The organism is Mesorhizobium sp., assembly GCF_041661565.1.
Classification (GTDB): domain Bacteria; phylum Pseudomonadota; class Alphaproteobacteria; order Rhizobiales; family Rhizobiaceae; genus Mesorhizobium.
The window spans coordinates 1-17,728 of the sequence record NZ_JBAZUD010000112.1; the positions used below are offsets into that span (position 1 = coordinate 1).

Genomic DNA, 17,728 nt, shown 5'->3' on the forward strand with positions numbered 1-17,728 from the left:
TTGGCATATTTTGCAATCAGGCGCGGTGATATGGGCGATTTTTGGGTGTTTGGCTACGGTTCGCTGATCTGGCGGCCAGGTTTCGCGCACGTCGAGACGCGGCGCGCCCGCCTGCATGGCTACCGACGCTCGCTTTGCGTCTATTCCTTCGTGCATCGCGGTACGCGCCAGCGACCGGGACTGGTGCTTGGTCTCGACCAGGGCGGGTCATGCGTTGGGCTGGCGTTCCGTGTCCCCGCTGACTTGCGCGAAGAGGTCATCACCTATCTGCGCGAACGCGAACTGGTCACCAACGTCTATCTCGAACGGGTGGTCAAGATCCGGCTCGACGGCGGCGGGACGATCGAGGCGGTGGCCTACATCGTCGACCGCCGCCACGAACAATATGCCGGCGCGCTCGATCCCGCCCACGCCGCCGCGGTCGTGCGTGGCGCCATCGGTCAGTCCGGCAACAATGAGGACTATGTGCTCAGCACGCTCGAGCACCTCGAGGCGCTGGGCATTCGAGACCATTGGCTGGAGGAGGTGGCGCGTCTGGTCGCGCCTTTGTGAACCGCCGGCCGTGGCGGAAACGAAGCGCGTCCCTTTGACCTCGACGCGGCAAGGCCTAGGTTAGGGCTCGAACACAGCCAGCGGGCGGCATTCGACGCCCCCACCATCATGGAGATCCGTCTTGCAGAAACGCCGTCTCGGTCGCACCGACCTTTCCATCGCGCCGCTTGTCCTGGGCGGCAATGTCTTCGGCTGGACCGCCGACGAGAAAACCTCGTTCGACCTGCTCGACCGCTTCGTCGGCGCCGGGCTCAACGCCATCGACACGGCGGATGTCTATTCGAGCTGGGTTCCCGGTCACAAGGGCGGCGAATCGGAAACCATCATCGGCAACTGGATGAAAGACCGCGGCAACCGCGACAAGGTGATCGTAGTTACCAAGGTCGGCTCCGATATGGGGCAGGGGCACAAGGACCTGTCCGCCGCCTATATCGAAAAGGCCGTCGACGCATCGCTGAAGCGGCTGCGGACCGAATTCATCGACCTCTATCTGTCGCATTGGCCGGATCCCGCCACGCCCTATGAGGAAACGCTCGGCGCGTACGAGAAGCTGCTTGCCAAGGGCAAGATCCGTTATGCCGGCTGCTCGAACCTCGACGCCGGGCAGTTGCGCGCCGCGCTCGACGTGGCGAGCCTGCGCGGCCTGCCGCGCTACGAGGTGCTGCAGCCGGAATACAATCTCTACGACCGCTCGTCCTTCGACGGCCCGTTGCGCGACCTGTGCGTGGCCGAGGATATCGGTGTCATCACCTATTTCAGCCTCGCCAAGGGTTTCCTCAGCGGCAAATACCGCAGCGAGGCCGACCTTGGCCAAAGCCCGCGCGGTGGCGGGATCAAGGACTACCTCAACGCGCGCGGCAAGCGCATCCTGGCGGCGTTGGATGCGGTTTCCGCCAGGCATTCGGCCAAACCGGCGGAAGTGGCGATTGCCTGGGTGATCGCGCGGCCCGGCGTCACCGCGCCGATCGCCAGCGCCACCAAGCCCGAGCAAATGGACAGCCTGATCAAGGCGGTGTCCTTGAAGCTAAGCGCCGACGACATAGCCGAACTCGACAGGGCCAGCGCATAAGCAGAAGCAGGACGTCGTCTAACTGGGTCCTCCGCCCAGTCGCGGGGATCGCCGTCAGGCGCTGGCGTTTCCGTCCAGTTCGCGCAGCCTTTTCAACGCCGTCGGCGGCAGCGCCGGCGGGTTTGGCGCACGCGCCGCATCGATGAGGAACGCGTCGCAGGCAGCCTCGGTCTCGCCGATCAGCCGCGCCATGAATTCGTCCTTGCCGAGACCCGGCGGAATGGGCGGCAGGAAGCGCGCCTTGATCGTGCCGGGATAGCGCAGGAATTTCCGGCGCGGCCAGTAAAGGCCGGCGACATGGGCGACCGGAACCACCGGGACGCCGAGCTGCGTGTAGATCTCCACGATGCCATATTTGTAGGCCGGTTCGTCTCCGGGCGCGCGCCTTGTGCCTTCCGGGTAGATGATGAGCTGGCGCGGGTTGCGCGCCATTTCCTGCTTGGTCGCGGCGACCACCGCCTTCAGGGCCTTCGAGCGGCTGCCGCGGTCGACCGGAATCATGCGCATCTTCATGATGTACCAGCCGAAGAACGGGATCCAGGTCAGCTCCCGCTTGAGGATGTAGAGCGGGTCGTGGAGGAATGGGAAGAAGGCGATCGCATCCCAGAACGACTGGTGCTTGGGGGCCAGGATGAATGAACCCTCGGGCAGGTTTTCCACTCCGGTGATCTCGTTCCTGGTTCCGGCGATCTTGTCATAGAGCCACATCGAGGTGCGCGACCAGAATTTCGGCACGAACCAGGCGCGGTGACGGGGCGACAGGAAGTAGAAAGGCGTCCAGACGATCATCTGGACGATCAGATTGACATAGAAAACGAAGTTGAACGCCAGCGATCGGACATAGAGCATGGGGGAGGCCCGGTGAGGAGGAGTGCGTTGGTTACACCAAGCGCGGCGAAAAAGGAAACGGTCCGACGGCGCCCGCCTTACCACGTCGCCTGCGCCAGACGTTCCCTCAGGCGTGGCGCGGCGAAGTCGAGGAAGGCGCGCAGTTTCACCGGCAGCCGGCCTTGGCCGGCGTGCACCAGGTTCACCGGCCAAGGCTGCGGTTCGAAATCCACGAGCACGGGGCACAGTGCCCCCAAGCGCACGGCGCCGACGATCTGGTAGGAAAGCACCCGCGTCATGCCGACGCCGGCAATCGCGGCGTCGATCGCGGCTTCAGCGGTGTTGACCCTGAGGCGCGAGCGGACCGGGACAGTGAAGTCAGTCTTGTCGGCTGCAAACATCCATGTGGCGAGCGAGTCGAGACCCTCGAAGGTGACGCAGCTGTGGGTTTCGAGTTCCTGCGGCGTTTTCGGCGTGCCGTGCCCGGCCAGATAGGCGGGACTTGCGCAAACCACATGCCGGATCGAACCGACCCCCATCGCAACCATGCGCGAGGCCGGCAACCGGCCGATGCGGACGGCAAGATCGATATGCTCCTCAGCCAGCTGGCTTATCCTGTCGCCAAGGGTCAGCCGGACATCCACTTGCGGATAAGCGGCGAGGAACGCGGTGACGACCGGCAGCACGTGCAGGCGGCCGAAGACGATCGGCGCGGTGATGCTCAGTTCGCCGGTCGGCGCATTGTATTCGCCGCCGGCGATGCGCTCGGCCTCGCCGACCTCATCGAGAATACGCCGACAGGCGCCGAGGTAGGCGTCGCCGGCTTCGGTCAGTGTCAATCGCCGGGTGGACCGGTTCAGCAGGCGTGTCTTCAGATGCCGTTCAAGATCGGACACCTTGCGGCTGACAGTTGCCAGCGGAACACCTGAACGGCGCGCGGCGGCGGAGAGGCTGCCGGCCTCCACCGCGGCAACGAACAGGGACATGGCTTCGAGACGGTCCATCGCTTCTTCCGTAAAATGGAAGGATAGATTGCAGATATGCCATCTGCACCTGAATGATGGAAGGCTTTATATCCTGTACGTCGGTCGCGCCGAAGAGGCGATCGCCAGGAGGAAGATCCCATGTCCGAAAACCGCCCGCCGCTGCCGCCGTTCACCGCCGAGACCGCGGCCCAAAAGGCGCGCATGGCCGAGGATGCCTGGAACTCCCGTGATCCGGCCCGGGTCGCGCTTGCCTATACGGCGGACAGCCGCTGGCGCAACCGCGCCGAGTTTCTGCAAGGGCGCGATGCCATCCAGGCGTTCCTCACGCGCAAATGGAGCCGCGAACTGGATTATCGGCTGATCAAGGAAGTGTGGGCCTTCCACGACAGCCGCATCGCCGTGCGCTTCGCCTATGAATGGCACGATGACAGCGGCTCCTGGTTCCGCAGCTACGGCAACGAGAACTGGGAATTCGACGAGCACGGACTGATGCGGCTGCGCATCGCCAGCATCAACGACCTGCCGATCAGCGTCGCAGACCGCAAATATCATTGGCCGCTCGGCCGCCGGCCGGATGACCACCCGTCGCTGTCGGAACTCGGGCTTTAGTTTCCTTTCCAAAGAGGTTTTCGATGAACGCGCACAGTTTCACCAGCGACATCGCCTTCACGCCGACCGTCAAGGCGATCCAGGCGCGAAAGGGTTCGCGCCAGTCCTATGCGCGTGTCGAGGAGCGTGGTGGCTGGCAAGCCGATATCACGCCGGACCTTGCCGCTTTCATCGCGATGCAGACCAGCGTGTTCCTGTCGACGGCCAATGGCGACGGCCAGCCCTACGTCCAGCACCGCGGCGGCCCGGCCGGTTTTCTCAAGGTGCTCGACGAAAAGACAATCGGCTTCACCGACTTCTCCGGTAACAAGCAGTTCATCACGCAGGGCAATTTGGCCGACAATCCGCAAGCCTTCCTGTTCCTGATCGATTATGCCCACCGCCAGCGCATCAAGATCTGGGGCACGGCGCGGGTCGTCGAGAACGATCCAGACTTGATCGCGCGGCTGATGCCGGGGGATTACAGGGCGCGTCCGGAGCAGGCCATCCTGTTCACGGTTTCAGCCTGGGATGCCAATTGCCCGCAACACATCCCGCAACGGTTCGAGGCGGCGGATGTGGCGGCGGTGCTGGGCGAGCGAGACAAGCGCATCGAGCGCCTCGAACAGGAGATCGCCCAACTCAAGGGCCTGCAGGGTGCGGCCGCGGCCGAGGCACCGGCGCGATAGCGACGGTTCAGCCGCCAACCTTGGTTTCGGCCAGCGAGATGCCGCCCGGGGTCGGCTTCAGCGGAACGATACCGCGCACCAGCGCCAGCAGATATTTGTTGTATTCGGTGAACAGCACGCGCAATGCCTGCGGCTTGGTTAGCCAGCCGCCATTGTCGAGATTGGAATTGACGACTGGGTAGGGCTCCAGCTTGGCGCCATGCAGCAGCCGGCCCATTTCCAGCAGGCTGCGCGGCATGTGGTAATTGTTGGTGACGAGGATCACCGTGCCGTAGGCATGGTTCTCGACCCATTTGGCGCTTTCCTCGGCATTGCCGATCGTGTCGAGCGCGGCCCGATCGATGTCGACGCAACATGAGAACAACCGCTTGTCGCCGCCGATGGCCGCCTGCAACTGCCGGCGGCTGGCGGATGGGTGTACGCCGCTGATCAGCAGGCGCTCGCCCTTGCCGGAGGCCAGCAGATCCATCGCCGCGTCAAGGCGGGACTGGCCGCCGGTCAGCACGATGATCGCGTCTGCCTTGGCCGGGTCGGCAGGCGTCGTCAAATGGCTGACCTTGTTGGCGAACCAGCCGAAACCACCGGCAAAGAGTGAAGCGGCGAGAAGCAGGGAGAGAGCGAATGCGCGAAGCGCCAGCCTCAAACGGCTGATAGTGGCATGATCGCGCACGCCAGCAGCCACCACCGGCATTTGTCCAACCATCCCGGTCGAATCCCGCGCGCTCATCCCCATATGGTTAACCCTCAAATGCGGCCTTGGGTAGGCAAAACTCGCACTTTGCGTTACGCGAATTCTCCATTCGTGATCACTCCCTTCCATTCATTTCGACTGTCCCCCCGCGGTCTTTGCCCGACCCAATCAGCCCGCATCCGGCTGGCGGACATCAATGTCGCTGAGATAGGCGACGACGGTGGCGTGGGAGGTTGCCGCGGTCAGCGCGCCGATCACCAGCACCATCAGGACGACACCGAGATATCCGGCCGAGCCAATGGCGAAGTTGCCGAACAGGGCGGTTGCCTGGTCGGCCTGCGGGGTTGCCATGTTGCGCGAGGACCACCAGGAAAAGACTATGAATACCAGCACGGCCGCGGCCCCGCCGGCTGCGGCGCCCTTCATGCCTGTGACCAGGAAATGGCGGCGGAATTCGCGCGCGATGAAGCGCGCCTCGGCGCCTACGAAATGCAGCACCTCAATGATGTGGCCGTTGCCGGCCATGGCGCCGCGCGTGGCGAACACAACCGTCAGCACGGTCGCCGACAGCATCAACGCCAGAACGGCAATGCCGATGGTCACCGTCGTGTGGGCCATGGCCACAAGCCGGTCGACCCAGGTGCGGTGATCGTCCAGCGATGCGCTCGGCAGCTTCGGCGTGATGGCGGCGCGCATGGCGGCAAAGTCGGGCGGGCTGCTTTCGTCGATGGTGACGATGATGAGGCGTGGCACGGGAAGCTCGTCGATGTTGAGGCCAGTGCCCAGCCACGGCTCCAGCAGGCGCGCCGTCGCCTCGCGATCGATGATCCGCGTGCTCTTCACGCCGGGAAATTCGCCGGCGATCCCCGAGGCCTGGACAAGGGCCGCCTCCATGTCCAGCCCGTCGGCCGGCTTGATCTGGATCGTGGCTTCACGGGAGATCTGGTTCTCCCAGACCGAGGCCGTGTCGCGCACCAGCGTCACCGCGCCGAAAGTCAGGCACGACAGGAAGGTCATGATGGCGATGACCAGCACCAGCGCCCGGCCGGCAATGTTCTGCGCCGGCACGATCGGCGCCATCCGGCGCTGCGCGCGCGGCCTTGGCTCGACTGCCTCGGTCTCCGGTTCGTCCAGGTGCTCGGCGGAAAGGTCAGTCATAGATGTCCAGCCTTCCGCCGGCCAGGATCATGCGGCGTGCGTCGACCTGTTCCATCAGGCCGAGGTCGTGGGTCGCGATCACCACGGCGGTGCCCAGACGATTGAGTTCGATGAACAGGCGCAGCAGCCGTCGCGCCAGCGGCGGGTCGACATTGCCGGTCGGCTCGTCGGCCAGCAGGATCTCCGGTTGTTCGATGAGCGCCCGTGCGATCGCGGCGCGCTGCTTCTCGCCGCCCGACAGTACCGGCGGCAGCACATGCATGCGCTCCCCCAGGCCGACCCACTTCAACAGCTCGGTCACATCGGTGCGATAGCTTGCCTCCTCGCGCCCGCGCACACGGAGCGGCAGCGCGACATTCTCGTAAGTGGTCATGTGGTCGAGCAGGCGGAAGTCCTGGAACACCACGCCGATGCGGCGGCGCAGATGCGGCAGTTCGGCCCGCGAGATGCGTGAACGGTCCTTGCCGAAGATGGTGATCAGTCCGCGCGTCGGCTTCAGCGACATGAACAGCAGGCGCAGCAACGACGTCTTGCCGGCGCCCGAAGGCCCGCTCAGGAACTGGAAGGAGCGCTCCGGAATGTGCAGGGAAATGTCACGGAGGATTTCCGGACCCATGCCATAGCGGAGACCGACATTTTCGAAGCGAATCAATTTCGGCGACCCGAATTTCCTAGAGCATGATGCCTAAAAGCGTGAGGCGGCTTTGGACGACAACATGCCCTATCTCTTTGACTTAGAGGCGGATTCGGATTTCAGATCAATTCGAGCTGAAATCATCCGTCTCTGGCGGCGGCGACGGTCCCCATCCCGTGAAAGACCTTCGGCCGGCATGGTTAACCGGCGGTTAATTTCTGGCTGCTTTCGGTGCGTCACGGAGGCTCCGGTGGGGAAGCATTAACCATTTGTATTTACGCAAAAGAAACGAAAAGCGAACACGTGCCGCAACAGAACACGTGCCGCAACACTGGGGCCATGATGGCTGAGGATCGAACCGCGCGCCCGGTTTCCGGCGAAATCATGACCGATCCGGTGGCAACAGCCACCGCGGATCGGTTCGTGCGCGATCCCGCCACGGATGTCATCGACGCCGACTATGTGGTGATGACGCGGCTTGCGCCGGCAGCGGAGAGCGCTCCGCAGCCACGGGTGATCGTCCCGCCCGCCATCGAGGGGATGGACATGCTGCGCAAGCCGGAAGCTCCGACGCAGCGCGGGCCTGCTGCGCGCGGCGGGCCGATCTTCTGGATTGCCGGCGTGGGCGGCGCCCTTGCCGCGTTCTGGGTCTCCGGCGGGCACGCGCTGGTGCGCCAGGCGCCGTTTCTGTCCGGGAACGGAGTGTCGGCGCTGACGATTTCCGACGTCACCTCACGCGTCGATGCTTCCGGGCCCAATCCCGTACTGTTGGTCGATGGTGAAGCCGCCAATGACGGTGCGCAACCGGCCCAATTGCCGCCACTCGAAATTCGCGTGACGGGCAAGGATGGACGCTTGACCCGCTATACGTTGGGGACATCGGGCCGTTCGCTGGCATCGGGCGAAAGATTCGGCTTTGCCAGCCGGCTCGACGTGCCTAAGAACGGCGTGAGAACCGTTCTGGTTACTTTCGCTGAGTAAGCGATCACCGGGGAAGACCACAATGCCAATCGTACGCGACAAGGACATAGAGGTCCTGTTTTCCGCCTCGGCGATCGCACGGCGCAATCTCGAACTCGCCAAGGAAATCGCCGAGCACGACTATCACGACCTGCTTGTGATCTCGGTGCTGAAGGGCTCGTTCATCTTCGCCGCCGATCTCATCCGCGCCATGCACGATGTCGGCCTGTCGCCCGAGGTGGAGTTCATCTTCATTTCCAGCTACGGCTCCGGCACGACCAGCGGCGAGGTGAGGGTGCTGCGCGATATCGACAATGAGGTCGCCGGCCGCGACGTGCTGTTGATCGACGATATCCTCGAATCGGGCAAGACGCTGACCTTCACCCGCGACCTGATGCTGTCGCGGGGCGCCAGGAGCTGTTCCATCGCCGTGCTGCTCGACAAGCGCATGCGCCGCCAGACAGCGCTGACCGCCGACTATGTCGGCTTCGACTGTCCCGACTATTTCGTCGTCGGCTACGGCATGGACGTGGCGCATGCCTTTCGCGAATTGCCCTTCGTCGGCGTCGTCAAGGGCGATGTCTGAGCGACCACCAAAAAGCCTTGCCGACTGCTAGCGCTTTCAGGAAAAGTCAACTTTTCATGGCCAAACATGCTGGCCATGGCAAAGCTTCTGATCGTCGAGGACGATGAGTCCGTCCGCACCCTCGCGGCCCGCGCGCTTGAACGCGCCGGGCACACGATCGACGTGGCGGCGGACGGCGGGCAGGGGTTGGCGCTGATCAAGGCCATGCGTGGCGGCTACGATCTCGTCGTCTCCGACATTCGTATGCCGGAGATGGACGGCATCGAGATGGCGATCGCGGCGGCGGCCCTTTTCCCGTCGATGAAGATCATGCTGATGACCGGATATGCCGATCAGCGCGAGCGGGCCGAGGAACTGGACGGCATCATCCTCGATGTCGTGCAAAAGCCCTTCACGCTGGCCGAAATCCGCTCGCGCGTCGAACGCGCCCTGATCTGCTTCGCCTGATCAGGCAGGGTCGGTGGCGGCCAGCGCCGGCGTGGGCTTCCTGTCGCGGCGTTCGGTGTTCAGCGCCAGCAGGCCGGCGCCGATGATCAGGCCCGCGCCGATCACTGTCGTCGAGCGCGGCACCTCGGCGAAGAACAGGAAACCCCACAGCGGCGACCACAGGATGCCGGTATATTCGAAGGTGGCGACGCGATTGGCCGGCGCCAGCCTGTAGCCCTGCGACAGCAGGATCATGCCTGCCGAGGCGACGAGACCGCAGGCCGCCATCTTGAGGAAGTCCGGCAGCGTCGGCCATATCCACGGACGGACCAGGAATTCGACGCTGGGGTGGATGGCGTGGGTTACGCCGGCAAGATGGAATGTGCCGGCGACCATGGCGGCGCCGATGAGGTATGCGCCGTTCTGATAGAAGGCCATCACCGTGGACGATTCGGTATCGCCGATCTTGCGCGCCATCAACTGGGAGAATCCGTAAAGCACCGCCGAGCCCAGCGACAGCAGCGCCGCCCAATCGAACAGCCCGGCGCCGGGGCGCACCATGACGATGACGCCGAGCATGCCGATCAGCACGGTCGCCAGCGTCCGCCACGAGACGCGTTCGCCAAGATAGGGGCCGGCCAGCGCCATGATGAACAGCGGCGCCATGAAATAAAGCGCCACGGCGTCGGCCAACGGCAAGGCCGCGATCGCCAGATAATACACCGTATAGGAAGTGAACTGGATGAAGGCGCGGATCGTCAGCAGCCCGAATCGTTTCGACAGGATGGCCCGCAAACCGACATCGGCGTGAACCAGGATGACCAGGATGGGGAGGGCGATGATCGAGCGGATCGCCATCACCTCGGTTACCGGATAGATGCTGGACACGGCCTTGACCAGCGGGTCCTGCAGCGAGAACACCAGCACACCCAGGCAGAGGCTCAGGATGCCGCGCACCATCCTATTCTGCATCCGCGTCTTGGCTCCAGGGTTCGACAGCGCGAGCGTGCTTCAGGCTAAAAAGAACCCGCCACCGTTTCGGGCAGCGGGTACGAGTGAGGACTCTTGTATTGGTCCGCGGCTGATTTTCACAGCCGCATATCCAATGGGTGAAGCGACTATCCTCCGGCGTTTGACATGTTGCAAACGAATTGGAATGATATCAGCAATCAGATTTTCTTATGACGGACATCATGCGCCCCACCCTCGACAGCGATCTCCTGCGTACGTTCGTGGCCATTGCCGAAGCCGGCAATTTCACCAGGGCGGCCGAGCAGGCCGGCCGTACGCAGTCAGCCGTTTCGATGCAGATGAAAAAGCTCGAAGAACTGGTCGGCGACAGCCTGTTCGAGCGCGGTTCCCGTGGCGTCGCGCTGACGCGGCGCGGCGGCGAACTCATCGTCAATGCCCGCCGCATCGTCTCGCTGCTCGACGAGACGGCGGCGTCGATGGCGGCGGCGCCGCTCGGCGGACCGGTGCGCATCGGCATTCCCGAGGAATATGGCCACGCCATCCTGTCGCGCGCGCTCGGCGCGTTTTCAAAGCGCCACACCAAGGTCGAGGTCACCGTCCGCTACGCGCATTCGGGCGCGCAGCTGGGGGCGCTGGCCGCCGGTGAACTCGATTTGTGCGTGGTGTTCGAATGGCAGGATTCCGCCGGCGGCGAGGTGCTGATGCACGATCCGACCGTGTGGGTAACATCGACCCTCCACAACATGCACGAGGAGCGCCCGGTGCCGATCGCGCTCTACAATCGCGCCGGCTGGTGCAAGGATTTCGCCATCAAATCGCTGGAGTAGCGGGGTCTTGCCTATCGCGTCGCCTACACCAGCGACACCACCGGCGGCCTGAAGCTCGCCGTGACCTCGGGTTTGGCGATCGCGCCGATTTCACGCAGCAACATTCCGGCCGATTGCCGCGAACTGACGGCCACCGACGGATTCGGCGACATCGATTCCTCGAATGTGGTGATGCATCGCAACCCGAATGCATCGGGCGAGGCGATCGTCGGCATGCAGGAGGCGATACGCGAGGCGTTCGTCAACAGGCAGGGTCAGCCTGTCGCCTCCTCGTAAAAGTCCATCCGGTTGCCGCTGTCATTCCTGAAACGCGTCGCGTCGGGATCGAGACGACGCGTTTTCGATCTCGTTTCATGCATGTAAACCGAGATCACCGTTGGGCGACGTGCCTTATTTGAGCTCCAGCAGCCGCTCCAGGTAGCTGCGCTCGATGTCGGGGCTGAGCGCGTTCCCCAGCCGCTTGCGGATCGCCTCCAGGATCTGGCGGGCGCGCTGCACGTCGATCTCGTCGGGCACCTTGACGGAATCGCCGAAATCGGGACCCTGGCTGGCACGTGGCCGGCCGAGCGGATCACGGTCGGCGTTCTGCTGGCGACCGCCTTCCTCGCTGCCGCCTTCGTCGCCCTGCATGGCCTGCATCTGCTTCATCATGTCCTTGGCGCCCTTGCGCAGCGCCTCCAGCGCCCGGCCCTGGTGGCCGACGGCTTCGTCGCCTTCGCCCTCGCCCAGTGCCTGCTCGGCGTTGCCCATGGACTTGCCGGCGTCGCCAAATCCTTCGTTGGGTTCCATGCCCATGCCCTCGAGCCCCTTCTTCAGCTGCTCGAGGTCGCTCTTAAGCTGACCTTGGCCTTCCTGCAGTTGCTTCAGCGCATCGGCGAATTCCTGCGGCGTCATAGGTTTGGGCCGGGCGAGCGGATCGCGGTCCTCGCCGACGCCCGGCTTCTCCCCCTCCTGGCCGTCACCAGACTGTTCGTCGGGGTTATTGCCGCGCTGCGTCTGCTCCATGCGGAAAGTATCGTTCATCATCTCCTGCTGGCGTCGCAGGATGTCGCCGAGCTTGTCCATCTGCTGGCGCATCTCGCTGTCCTGCTGGTTGCCCTGTTGCTGACGGCCGGCCTGCAGATTGTTCATCATGTCCTGCAACTGCGACAGCAATTGCTGGGCCTTGTCGCGGTCGCCCGATTTCGCCAGATTCTCGATCTGGTCCATCATGCGGTCGATGTCGCTCTGGCGCAGTTCCTGGCCGTTCTGCTGCATCTGCGGCGCATCCGGGTTCTGCCTGGCGCGTTCCGCGAATTCCTGCAGGAACTGGTTCATCGCCTCGCGCAGTTCCTTCATCGCCTTCTCGATGTCGGCGTCGCTGGCGCCATTCTTGATGGCCTCCTGCAGCGCCTGCTGCGCCTGGCGGAGCCGCCTTTCCGCCGCCGACAGATTGCCCTCCTCGATGCCAAGCGCGATCTCCCAGAGATAGGCGACCTCGCTGCGCAGCTGGTCGTCGCTACCGGCAATGTCGAGCCGGCTGCGGGCGCTCATGATGGCGAGGTAGTGGGACATGTTGTCGAACGTGTCTTCCGGCCGCAGCGTGATGGCGTCCATCAGATCGAGAACGCGCGGCTTGGCGTTGGCGTCGAGCGCCAGCAGGCCGCGTTGCTCGATCACCGCGCGCGCCAGCGGATTGGCGAACGGGCGCTGCGGCATGACCAAGGTCTTGGTCTCGCTCGACGCGGTGTGGCCCGCGTCGTCGGTGGCAACCAGGGTAAGCTTGATGCTGCTGCCGGCCCAGACATGCTCGGTCAAGTCCTTCGACGTCCTGGCGGCATTCGACTTGCCGCCCCGGCGCGGCAGCGACAGCGGCAGATCAGGCGGACCATAGAGCGGATGTGCATCCGGCGCCTGTGGATCGGCGAGCGCGAAGACGGCCTTGGCGGTGGCGGCGCCGTAATCGTCGTCGATCTGGTAGTTGAGTTCGAAAGCGCCGTTGACCGCGCGCTTGGGCTCGCCGACGAAGCGGATGCGCGGCGGCTTGTCGGGCACGACCGCGAAAGCCCAGCGGCCAAGCTGATCCTCGCCCGTCTTCAGCGTCAGCGTGCCGTCGCCGGTCAGCTTGCCTGTGAACTGCCGTACCTTGGACGGCGTTGCCTGGCTTGCCGCCGGCTTGGCCGGGGCGGCACTCGCGCCGGCCGGATCGATGGCGCGGGAATTGCCGTCCTTGTCGGCAAAGGCAAGCGTTTCCTCGCCCGATCCGCCGGTGACCCGCAGCGAGACGTCGCTCCCTTCAGGGACGGAAAAAGACGGCGTCGCCTGGTTGGCGTCGGCAGTCAGGAAGATCGGTGGCTTGCCAGTATAGGCCGGGGGGGTGACCCAAGCGTCGATGCGGGGCGGGACGGCATCATGCGCGCCGTGCGCACTGAACCCATCGCCCAGCCTGCCGCCCGCCGGTCCGAACGAAAAGGCAAAGGCGGTAACGAAGAGGAGCGCGGCCACCGCGCGCAACGCCCAGGGGTCGCGTTCCGGCACGCGCGTGCGCGGCAGGTCGGCACCGAGACCGGCGAGCCTGCCTGCCATGCGCTTCTGGTGTTCGCGCCACAGCGCCCGCGAAAAGCTGCTTTCCCTGCCGCTTGGCCGGTCGGTCTGCACCAGCACCGGGCTGTGCAACAAATGATTGGCCGCCTCGATGCGACGGTCGACCTCGGCGGATCCGGGCATGCGGAAGAAGCGCAGCGGATAGAGCGCGGCCAGTGCCGCGATGCTGAATGCGGCCACCGTGCCGATGCGCGCGATATCCGGCAGCCGCGAGAAGAGGCCGAGCCAGGAGACGCTGAGGAAAAGGCTGGCGACGATGACAAGCGGCAGCAGCAGCGGCCAGCCACGCTCGACCATCATCGAGACCCGCGTCGCCAGCCGGCTCAAGGCAAGGCGCCCGGCCAGGCCGTGATCGCTCTTGAAGGTGGGTCGTTCCGTCATCGGCCCTTCCTGGAGCCTGTTCCATCCGAAAGACCGGGTGGGGCTCTATCACTTTGAGCATGATCTGGTCGAAAACCGGATACCGCTTTTCGGGATCATGCTTCGAGACGGGCAAACCAGCCCATGCCTCGCGACTCCAAGAATACCAGCAAACACGGCAAAGGCGAGGCAGTTCGGAATAACGTGAAGTCCGCCGTCTTAGTTGCGCTCAGAACGTCGCGGGATTCGCGTTCGCACCGCAGACCAGGACAGCGACCCGTTCACCGGGCTCCGGCGCGTAACGTCCCGACAGCATGGCCGCGAAAGCGGCGGCGCCGCCCGGCTCGGAGATGATGCGCACCCGGTTCCACAGCGCCTTTTGCGCGGCGATGATGTCGTCATCGCTGACCAGGATGGAACGCTCGACAAAGGCCTCGGCGATCGGAAACATCATCTCGCCGACGCGCTTGGGCGCCAAAGAATCGGCGGCGATGCCCTCGGCGGGGGCGTCGACGGGTCGTCCGGCCTCGAAGGCGCGATGAAGCGTCGGCGCTCCTTCCGGCTCGACCGCGATGATACGGATGCGGCCGGCAAACCACGCGGCGATGCCGCCGATCAGGCCGCCGCCGCCGACGGCGATCAGCAGCGTGTCGATATCGGGCAGATCACTCTCGATCTCCAGCCCGAGCGTGCCCTGGCCGACAAGCGTTTCCTCCTGGTTGAAGGCATGGATCTGCACGGCACCGGTTTGCTCGGCGAAACGTTCGCTGGCGTCCAGCGCCTCGGCATAGCGCGCGCCGCCGACGATCAGTTCAGCACCGTAGCTGCGGATCCGCTCCAGCTTGGCCGGCGGGCTCACCTCGGGAACGAAGATGGTTGCCTTGTGGCCAAGCCGCATGGCGGCATAGGCAACGGCGGCGCCATGGTTGCCACCCGACGCGGCGACGACGCCAGCCTCGGGAACCGGCCGTTCCAGGAGGTTGGTGAAGGCGCCGCGCGCCTTGAACGAGCCGGAATGCTGCAGGCATTCGAGCTTCAGGTCGACCGCCAGGGGCGCGCGGTCGAAGTCGGCCATGTCGACGCGCAGCACCGGCGTGTGCCTGATATAGGGGCGGATGCGCGGTTCCATCGCGGCGATGCGTTCGCGTGTGATCGTGCTGCCCTGCGACATGGCTTACTCCTCAGGTAAAGCGGCCGGCTCTAAGCCAGCCACTCGGGCACCGAATCCAGCCCGATCAGGTCGTCATAGGTTTGGCGTGGACGCACGACATGGAACCGGTCGCCGTCGACCAGGACCTCGGGGACCAGCAGGCGGGTGTTGTAAGTGCCGGCCTGCACCGCGCCATAGGCACCGGCGGTGGACACCGCGATGAGATCGCCGGCCTTCAGCCGGGGCAGGTCGCGGTCGTGGCCGAGATAATCGCCTGTTTCGCAGACCGGGCCCACCACATCGACCATCATGCGCGGCGTGTCGGCCGGCGGCTGCACCACCGGCCTTATGTCGTGGAAGGCGTCATAGAGCGTCGGCCGGATCAGGTCGTTCATGGCGGCGTCGACGACGAGGAAGTTCTTTGCGTCGCCTTCCTTCACGAAGATCACTTCCGAGACGAGGATGCCGGCATTGCCTGATATCAGCCGGCCTGGCTCGAACATGACCTTGAGCCCGAGCTTGGTGACGCGCTTCCTGACGATCTGGGCATAGGCGTCGGGCAGCGGAGGCGGGTTGTTGTCGATGCGGTAGGGAATGCCGAGGCCGCCGCCGAGATCGACATGTTCGATGGCATGGCCGTCGGCGCGTAGAGCGCCAACCAGTTCGACAAGCAGCGCGAAAGCGTCGTCGAAGGGCTGCAGATCGGTGATCTGGCTGCCGATGTGGGTGTCTATGCCGGTGACCCTGATGCCCGGAAGCTGTGCCGCGCGGGCGTAAACCTGCCGCGCCTTTTGCCACGGAATGCCGAACTTGTTCTCCGCCTTGCCGGTGGAGATCTTCTTGTGGGTCCTGGCGTCGACATCGGGGTTGATGCGCATCGACACCGGCGCGACCTTGCCGAGAGCCTGGGCTCTGGCCGACAGGAGTTCGAGTTCGGGCTCGGATTCGACGTTGAAACACAATATGCCCGCGTCGAGCGCGAAGTCCATTTCGCGCGCGGTCTTGCCGACGCCGGAAAACAGGATCTTGCTGGCCGGAATGCCGGCGGCCAGCGCACGGCGGAGTTCCCCTTCCGACACCACGTCGGCGCCGGCGCCGAGCCTGGCCAGCGTCCGCAGCACCGCCTGGTTGGAGTTGGCCTTCATGGCGTAGCAGACGAGCGCGTCGAGCCCGGCGAAGGCCTGGGCAAATACCCGGTAGTGCCTGGTCAGGGTGGCCGTCGAATAGCAGTAGAAGGGCGTGCCGATCTGCGCTGCGATATGGGGGATCGCCACATCCTCGGCATGCAGCACGCCATCGCGGTAATCGAAATGGTTCACGAGAATACTTCCGGAAAGTTGGAGCCCGAGGGGATCGGGTCTGGAAAGACCGACCCAGTCGCGTCGGCGTCAGATCAGCGGGTCGAGGAGGAATTTCTTGTCCTCGACCGGTTTCGCCGGCTCCGGCGGAAGAGGCTGCTTGGCCTTCTCGGCGTCCTTGCGCGCCTGGACAGCTGCCTCGTAAGGCGTGTCGAGCGCGCCTCTCCGGCCGCAAGCCGCAACTGCCGTAAGCGCCGCAAGCAGCGTCAGCGTCACCAAAATCCTGCTTCCGGTCATCGATCCATCCGTCCGAAACGTTTGCCAGCCGCCGCTTTTAGCGGAGTTCTCGATGCATTGCACCCCGGATATTGCTGATAGCAAATCGGGGATATTGCTGGCGGCAAATCCGGGATATTGCCATCGCACTATCGGGCATCACGCTTTCGCCAGCCGCTTCTTCCAGCCGCGAATCTGCTTTTTCACCTCGGACGGCGCGGTGCCGCCGAAACTGGTCCGGCTCTTGACCGAGTTCTGCACCGCCAGCACCGAGAATATGTTCGATGTGATGCCTGGATGAATGGACTGCAAATCCTCCAGGGACAGCTTCTCCAGCCCCACCTTCCTCTCTTCTGCCAGCGCCACGGCGCGGCCGGTGACGTGATGCGCCTCGCGGAACGGCAGGCCGAGCGTGCGCACCAGCCAGTCGGCGAGGTCGGTGGCGGTGGCGTGGCCGGAGCCGGCGGCCTTCTTCATCGCGGCGCTGTTGACCGTCATGTCCGAGACCATGCCGGTCATTGCCGCCAGCATCAGGTCGAGCGTCTCGGCGGCATCGAACACCGATTCCTTGTCCTCCTGCATGTCCTTGCCATAGGTCAGCGGCATGCCCTTCATCACCGTCAACAGGCCGACCAGGTGGCCGGTGACGCGCCCGGTCTTTCCCCGCACCAGTTCGGCGGCGTCCGGGTTCTTCTTCTGCGGCATGATCGATGAGCCGGTAGAGAAGGAATCCGACAGCCTGACGAAGCCGAATTGCGGCGTCGACCAGATGATGATCTCCTCGGCGAGCCGCGACAGGTGGGTCGCGCAGATCGCCGCCATAGCGAGGAACTCCAGAGCGAAATCGCGGTCCGAGACGCTGTCCAGGGAATTGCGCATCGGCTCGCGGAAACCGAGCGCCCTGGCGGTCTGGTGGCGATCGATCGGGAAGCTGGTGCCGGCAAGTGCCGCCGCCCCAAGCGGGCTTTCGTCCATCCGTTCGATCGCGTCGCGCACCCGCGACAGGTCGCGCGAAAACATCTCCACATAGGCCATGCAATGGTGGCCGAAGGTGACCGGCTGCGCCGCCTGCATGTGGGTGAAGCCCGGCATCAC

18 protein-coding genes and 1 pseudogene are annotated in these 17,728 nt (G+C 64.5%); 8 read left to right on the forward strand and 11 right to left on the reverse strand.

The features are described 5' to 3' along the window. Nucleotides 1–30: 30 nt before the first annotated feature. Together WC739_RS18390 and WC739_RS18395 are read left to right on the forward strand one after the other, a co-directional pair. Nucleotides 31–552, forward strand: coding sequence for a gamma-glutamylcyclotransferase (locus WC739_RS18390; protein ID WP_372954455.1), 522 nt, complete (start codon nt 31–33; stop codon nt 550–552). A gap of 121 nt (nt 553–673) precedes the next feature. Then, nucleotides 674–1,621, forward strand: coding sequence for an aldo/keto reductase (locus WC739_RS18395; RefSeq protein ID WP_372954456.1), 948 nt, complete (start codon nt 674–676; stop codon nt 1,619–1,621). Nucleotides 1,622–1,675: 54 nt separating this feature from the next. Here the strand turns inward: WC739_RS18395 and WC739_RS18400 are convergent, their stop codons facing one another. Further along, the gene (locus tag WC739_RS18400) at nt 1,676–2,470 is read right to left on the reverse strand and encodes a lysophospholipid acyltransferase family protein (RefSeq protein WP_372954457.1); all 795 of its coding nucleotides are present in this window, start codon (nt 2,468–2,470) and stop codon (nt 1,676–1,678) included. A gap of 77 nt (nt 2,471–2,547) precedes the next feature. Next, nucleotides 2,548–3,453, reverse strand: coding sequence for a LysR family transcriptional regulator (locus tag WC739_RS18405; RefSeq protein WP_372954458.1), 906 nt, complete (start codon nt 3,451–3,453; stop codon nt 2,548–2,550). Nucleotides 3,454–3,573: 120 nt separating this feature from the next. Here WC739_RS18405 and WC739_RS18410 point away from each other — a divergent pair, with 120 nt between their 5' ends. Beyond that, a complete protein-coding gene (locus WC739_RS18410) occupies nt 3,574–4,044 on the forward strand; it encodes a DUF1348 family protein (RefSeq protein WP_372954459.1) in 471 nt (156 codons plus the stop codon). Between the two features lie 23 nt (nt 4,045–4,067). Next, nucleotides 4,068–4,712 carry a pyridoxamine 5'-phosphate oxidase family protein gene (locus WC739_RS18415; RefSeq protein WP_372954460.1) on the forward strand — a complete coding sequence of 215 codons (645 nt, stop codon included), beginning with the start codon at nt 4,068–4,070 and terminating at the stop codon, nt 4,710–4,712. A 7-nt stretch (nt 4,713–4,719) separates the two neighbouring features. Here the strand turns inward: WC739_RS18415 and WC739_RS18420 are convergent, their stop codons facing one another. The 3 genes from WC739_RS18420 to ftsE all read right to left on the reverse strand — a co-directional run bounded on the left by WC739_RS18420 (nt 4,720) and on the right by ftsE (nt 7,213). Next, on the reverse strand, nt 4,720–5,445 hold the full coding sequence (locus WC739_RS18420; RefSeq protein ID WP_372954461.1) for a YdcF family protein: 726 nt from the start codon (nt 5,443–5,445) through the stop codon (nt 4,720–4,722). A gap of 126 nt (nt 5,446–5,571) precedes the next feature. Beyond that, a complete protein-coding gene (locus WC739_RS18425) occupies nt 5,572–6,561 on the reverse strand; it encodes a cell division protein FtsX (protein WP_372954462.1) in 990 nt (329 codons plus the stop codon). Beyond that, nucleotides 6,554–7,213, reverse strand: a complete 660-nt coding sequence (gene ftsE, locus WC739_RS18430) for a cell division ATP-binding protein FtsE (RefSeq protein WP_372954463.1) — start codon at nt 7,211–7,213, stop codon at nt 6,554–6,556. Before ftsE ends, WC739_RS18425 begins: the two co-directional genes overlap by 8 nt. A 321-nt stretch (nt 7,214–7,534) precedes the next feature. On the opposite strand from ftsE, the gene WC739_RS18435 reads away from it, so the two are divergent. From WC739_RS18435 to WC739_RS18445, 3 genes are all read left to right on the forward strand, one after another. Beyond that, nucleotides 7,535–8,176, forward strand: a complete 642-nt coding sequence (locus tag WC739_RS18435) for a hypothetical protein (RefSeq protein WP_372954472.1) — start codon at nt 7,535–7,537, stop codon at nt 8,174–8,176. A 22-nt stretch (nt 8,177–8,198) separates the two neighbouring features. Next, nucleotides 8,199–8,741, forward strand: coding sequence for a hypoxanthine phosphoribosyltransferase (gene hpt / locus WC739_RS18440; RefSeq protein WP_372954464.1), 543 nt, complete (start codon nt 8,199–8,201; stop codon nt 8,739–8,741). A gap of 75 nt (nt 8,742–8,816) precedes the next feature. Continuing rightward, a complete protein-coding gene (locus tag WC739_RS18445) occupies nt 8,817–9,188 on the forward strand; it encodes a response regulator (RefSeq protein WP_372954465.1) in 372 nt (123 codons plus the stop codon). Here the strand turns inward: WC739_RS18445 and WC739_RS18450 are convergent, their stop codons facing one another. Further along, nucleotides 9,189–10,139, reverse strand: a complete 951-nt coding sequence (locus WC739_RS18450; protein ID WP_372954466.1) for a DMT family transporter — start codon at nt 10,137–10,139, stop codon at nt 9,189–9,191. It abuts the gene before it with no gap. Nucleotides 10,140–10,360: 221 nt separating this feature from the next. On the opposite strand from WC739_RS18450, the pseudogene WC739_RS18455 reads away from it, so the two are divergent. Beyond that, nucleotides 10,361–11,242: pseudogene (locus WC739_RS18455) on the forward strand (LysR family transcriptional regulator). A 114-nt stretch (nt 11,243–11,356) separates the two neighbouring features. Here the strand turns inward: WC739_RS18455 and WC739_RS18460 are convergent. From WC739_RS18460 to argH, 5 genes are all read right to left on the reverse strand, one after another. Continuing rightward, nucleotides 11,357–13,930: a TIGR02302 family protein gene (locus WC739_RS18460; protein ID WP_372954467.1), complete on the reverse strand. Its 2,574-nt coding sequence runs from the start codon at nt 13,928–13,930 to the stop codon at nt 11,357–11,359. A 208-nt stretch (nt 13,931–14,138) separates the two neighbouring features. Next, nucleotides 14,139–15,080, reverse strand: coding sequence for a threonine/serine dehydratase (locus WC739_RS18465; protein ID WP_372954468.1), 942 nt, complete (start codon nt 15,078–15,080; stop codon nt 14,139–14,141). 29 nt (nt 15,081–15,109) lie between these two features. Further along, a complete protein-coding gene (gene lysA / locus WC739_RS18470; protein WP_372954469.1) occupies nt 15,110–16,378 on the reverse strand; it encodes a diaminopimelate decarboxylase in 1,269 nt (422 codons plus the stop codon). A 69-nt stretch (nt 16,379–16,447) separates the two neighbouring features. Continuing rightward, entirely contained in the window at nt 16,448–16,654 is a 207-nt protein-coding gene (locus tag WC739_RS18475; RefSeq protein WP_372954470.1) for a lipoprotein, read from the reverse strand. 138 nt (nt 16,655–16,792) lie between these two features. Continuing rightward, the coding region (gene argH / locus WC739_RS18480) for an argininosuccinate lyase (protein ID WP_372954471.1) at nt 16,793–17,728 on the reverse strand (936 nt) is incomplete at its 5' end.

Excerpts from the sequence above, each read along its gene's own strand:
- hpt (WP_372954464.1), top strand. The coding sequence starts at position 8,199 with ATGCCAATCGTACGCGACAAGGACATAGAGGTCCTGTTTTCCGCCTCG.
- WC739_RS18415 (WP_372954460.1), top strand. The coding sequence starts at position 4,068 with ATGAACGCGCACAGTTTCACCAGCGACATCGCCTTCACGCCGACCGTC.
- WC739_RS18460 (WP_372954467.1), bottom strand. The coding sequence starts at position 13,930 with ATGACGGAACGACCCACCTTCAAGAGCGATCACGGCCTGGCCGGGCGC.
- WC739_RS18405 (WP_372954458.1), bottom strand. The coding sequence starts at position 3,453 with ATGGACCGTCTCGAAGCCATGTCCCTGTTCGTTGCCGCGGTGGAGGCC.
- WC739_RS18410 (WP_372954459.1), top strand. The coding sequence starts at position 3,574 with ATGTCCGAAAACCGCCCGCCGCTGCCGCCGTTCACCGCCGAGACCGCG.
- WC739_RS18465 (WP_372954468.1), bottom strand. The coding sequence starts at position 15,080 with ATGTCGCAGGGCAGCACGATCACACGCGAACGCATCGCCGCGATGGAA.
- WC739_RS18400 (WP_372954457.1), bottom strand. The coding sequence starts at position 2,470 with ATGCTCTATGTCCGATCGCTGGCGTTCAACTTCGTTTTCTATGTCAAT.
- WC739_RS18445 (WP_372954465.1), top strand. The coding sequence starts at position 8,817 with ATGGCAAAGCTTCTGATCGTCGAGGACGATGAGTCCGTCCGCACCCTC.
- WC739_RS18425 (WP_372954462.1), bottom strand. The coding sequence starts at position 6,561 with ATGACTGACCTTTCCGCCGAGCACCTGGACGAACCGGAGACCGAGGCA.
- WC739_RS18420 (WP_372954461.1), bottom strand. The coding sequence starts at position 5,445 with ATGGGGATGAGCGCGCGGGATTCGACCGGGATGGTTGGACAAATGCCG.
- WC739_RS18450 (WP_372954466.1), bottom strand. The coding sequence starts at position 10,139 with ATGCAGAATAGGATGGTGCGCGGCATCCTGAGCCTCTGCCTGGGTGTG.
- WC739_RS18435 (WP_372954472.1), top strand. The coding sequence starts at position 7,535 with ATGATGGCTGAGGATCGAACCGCGCGCCCGGTTTCCGGCGAAATCATG.
- WC739_RS18475 (WP_372954470.1), bottom strand. The coding sequence starts at position 16,654 with ATGACCGGAAGCAGGATTTTGGTGACGCTGACGCTGCTTGCGGCGCTT.
- WC739_RS18390 (WP_372954455.1), top strand. The coding sequence starts at position 31 with ATGGGCGATTTTTGGGTGTTTGGCTACGGTTCGCTGATCTGGCGGCCA.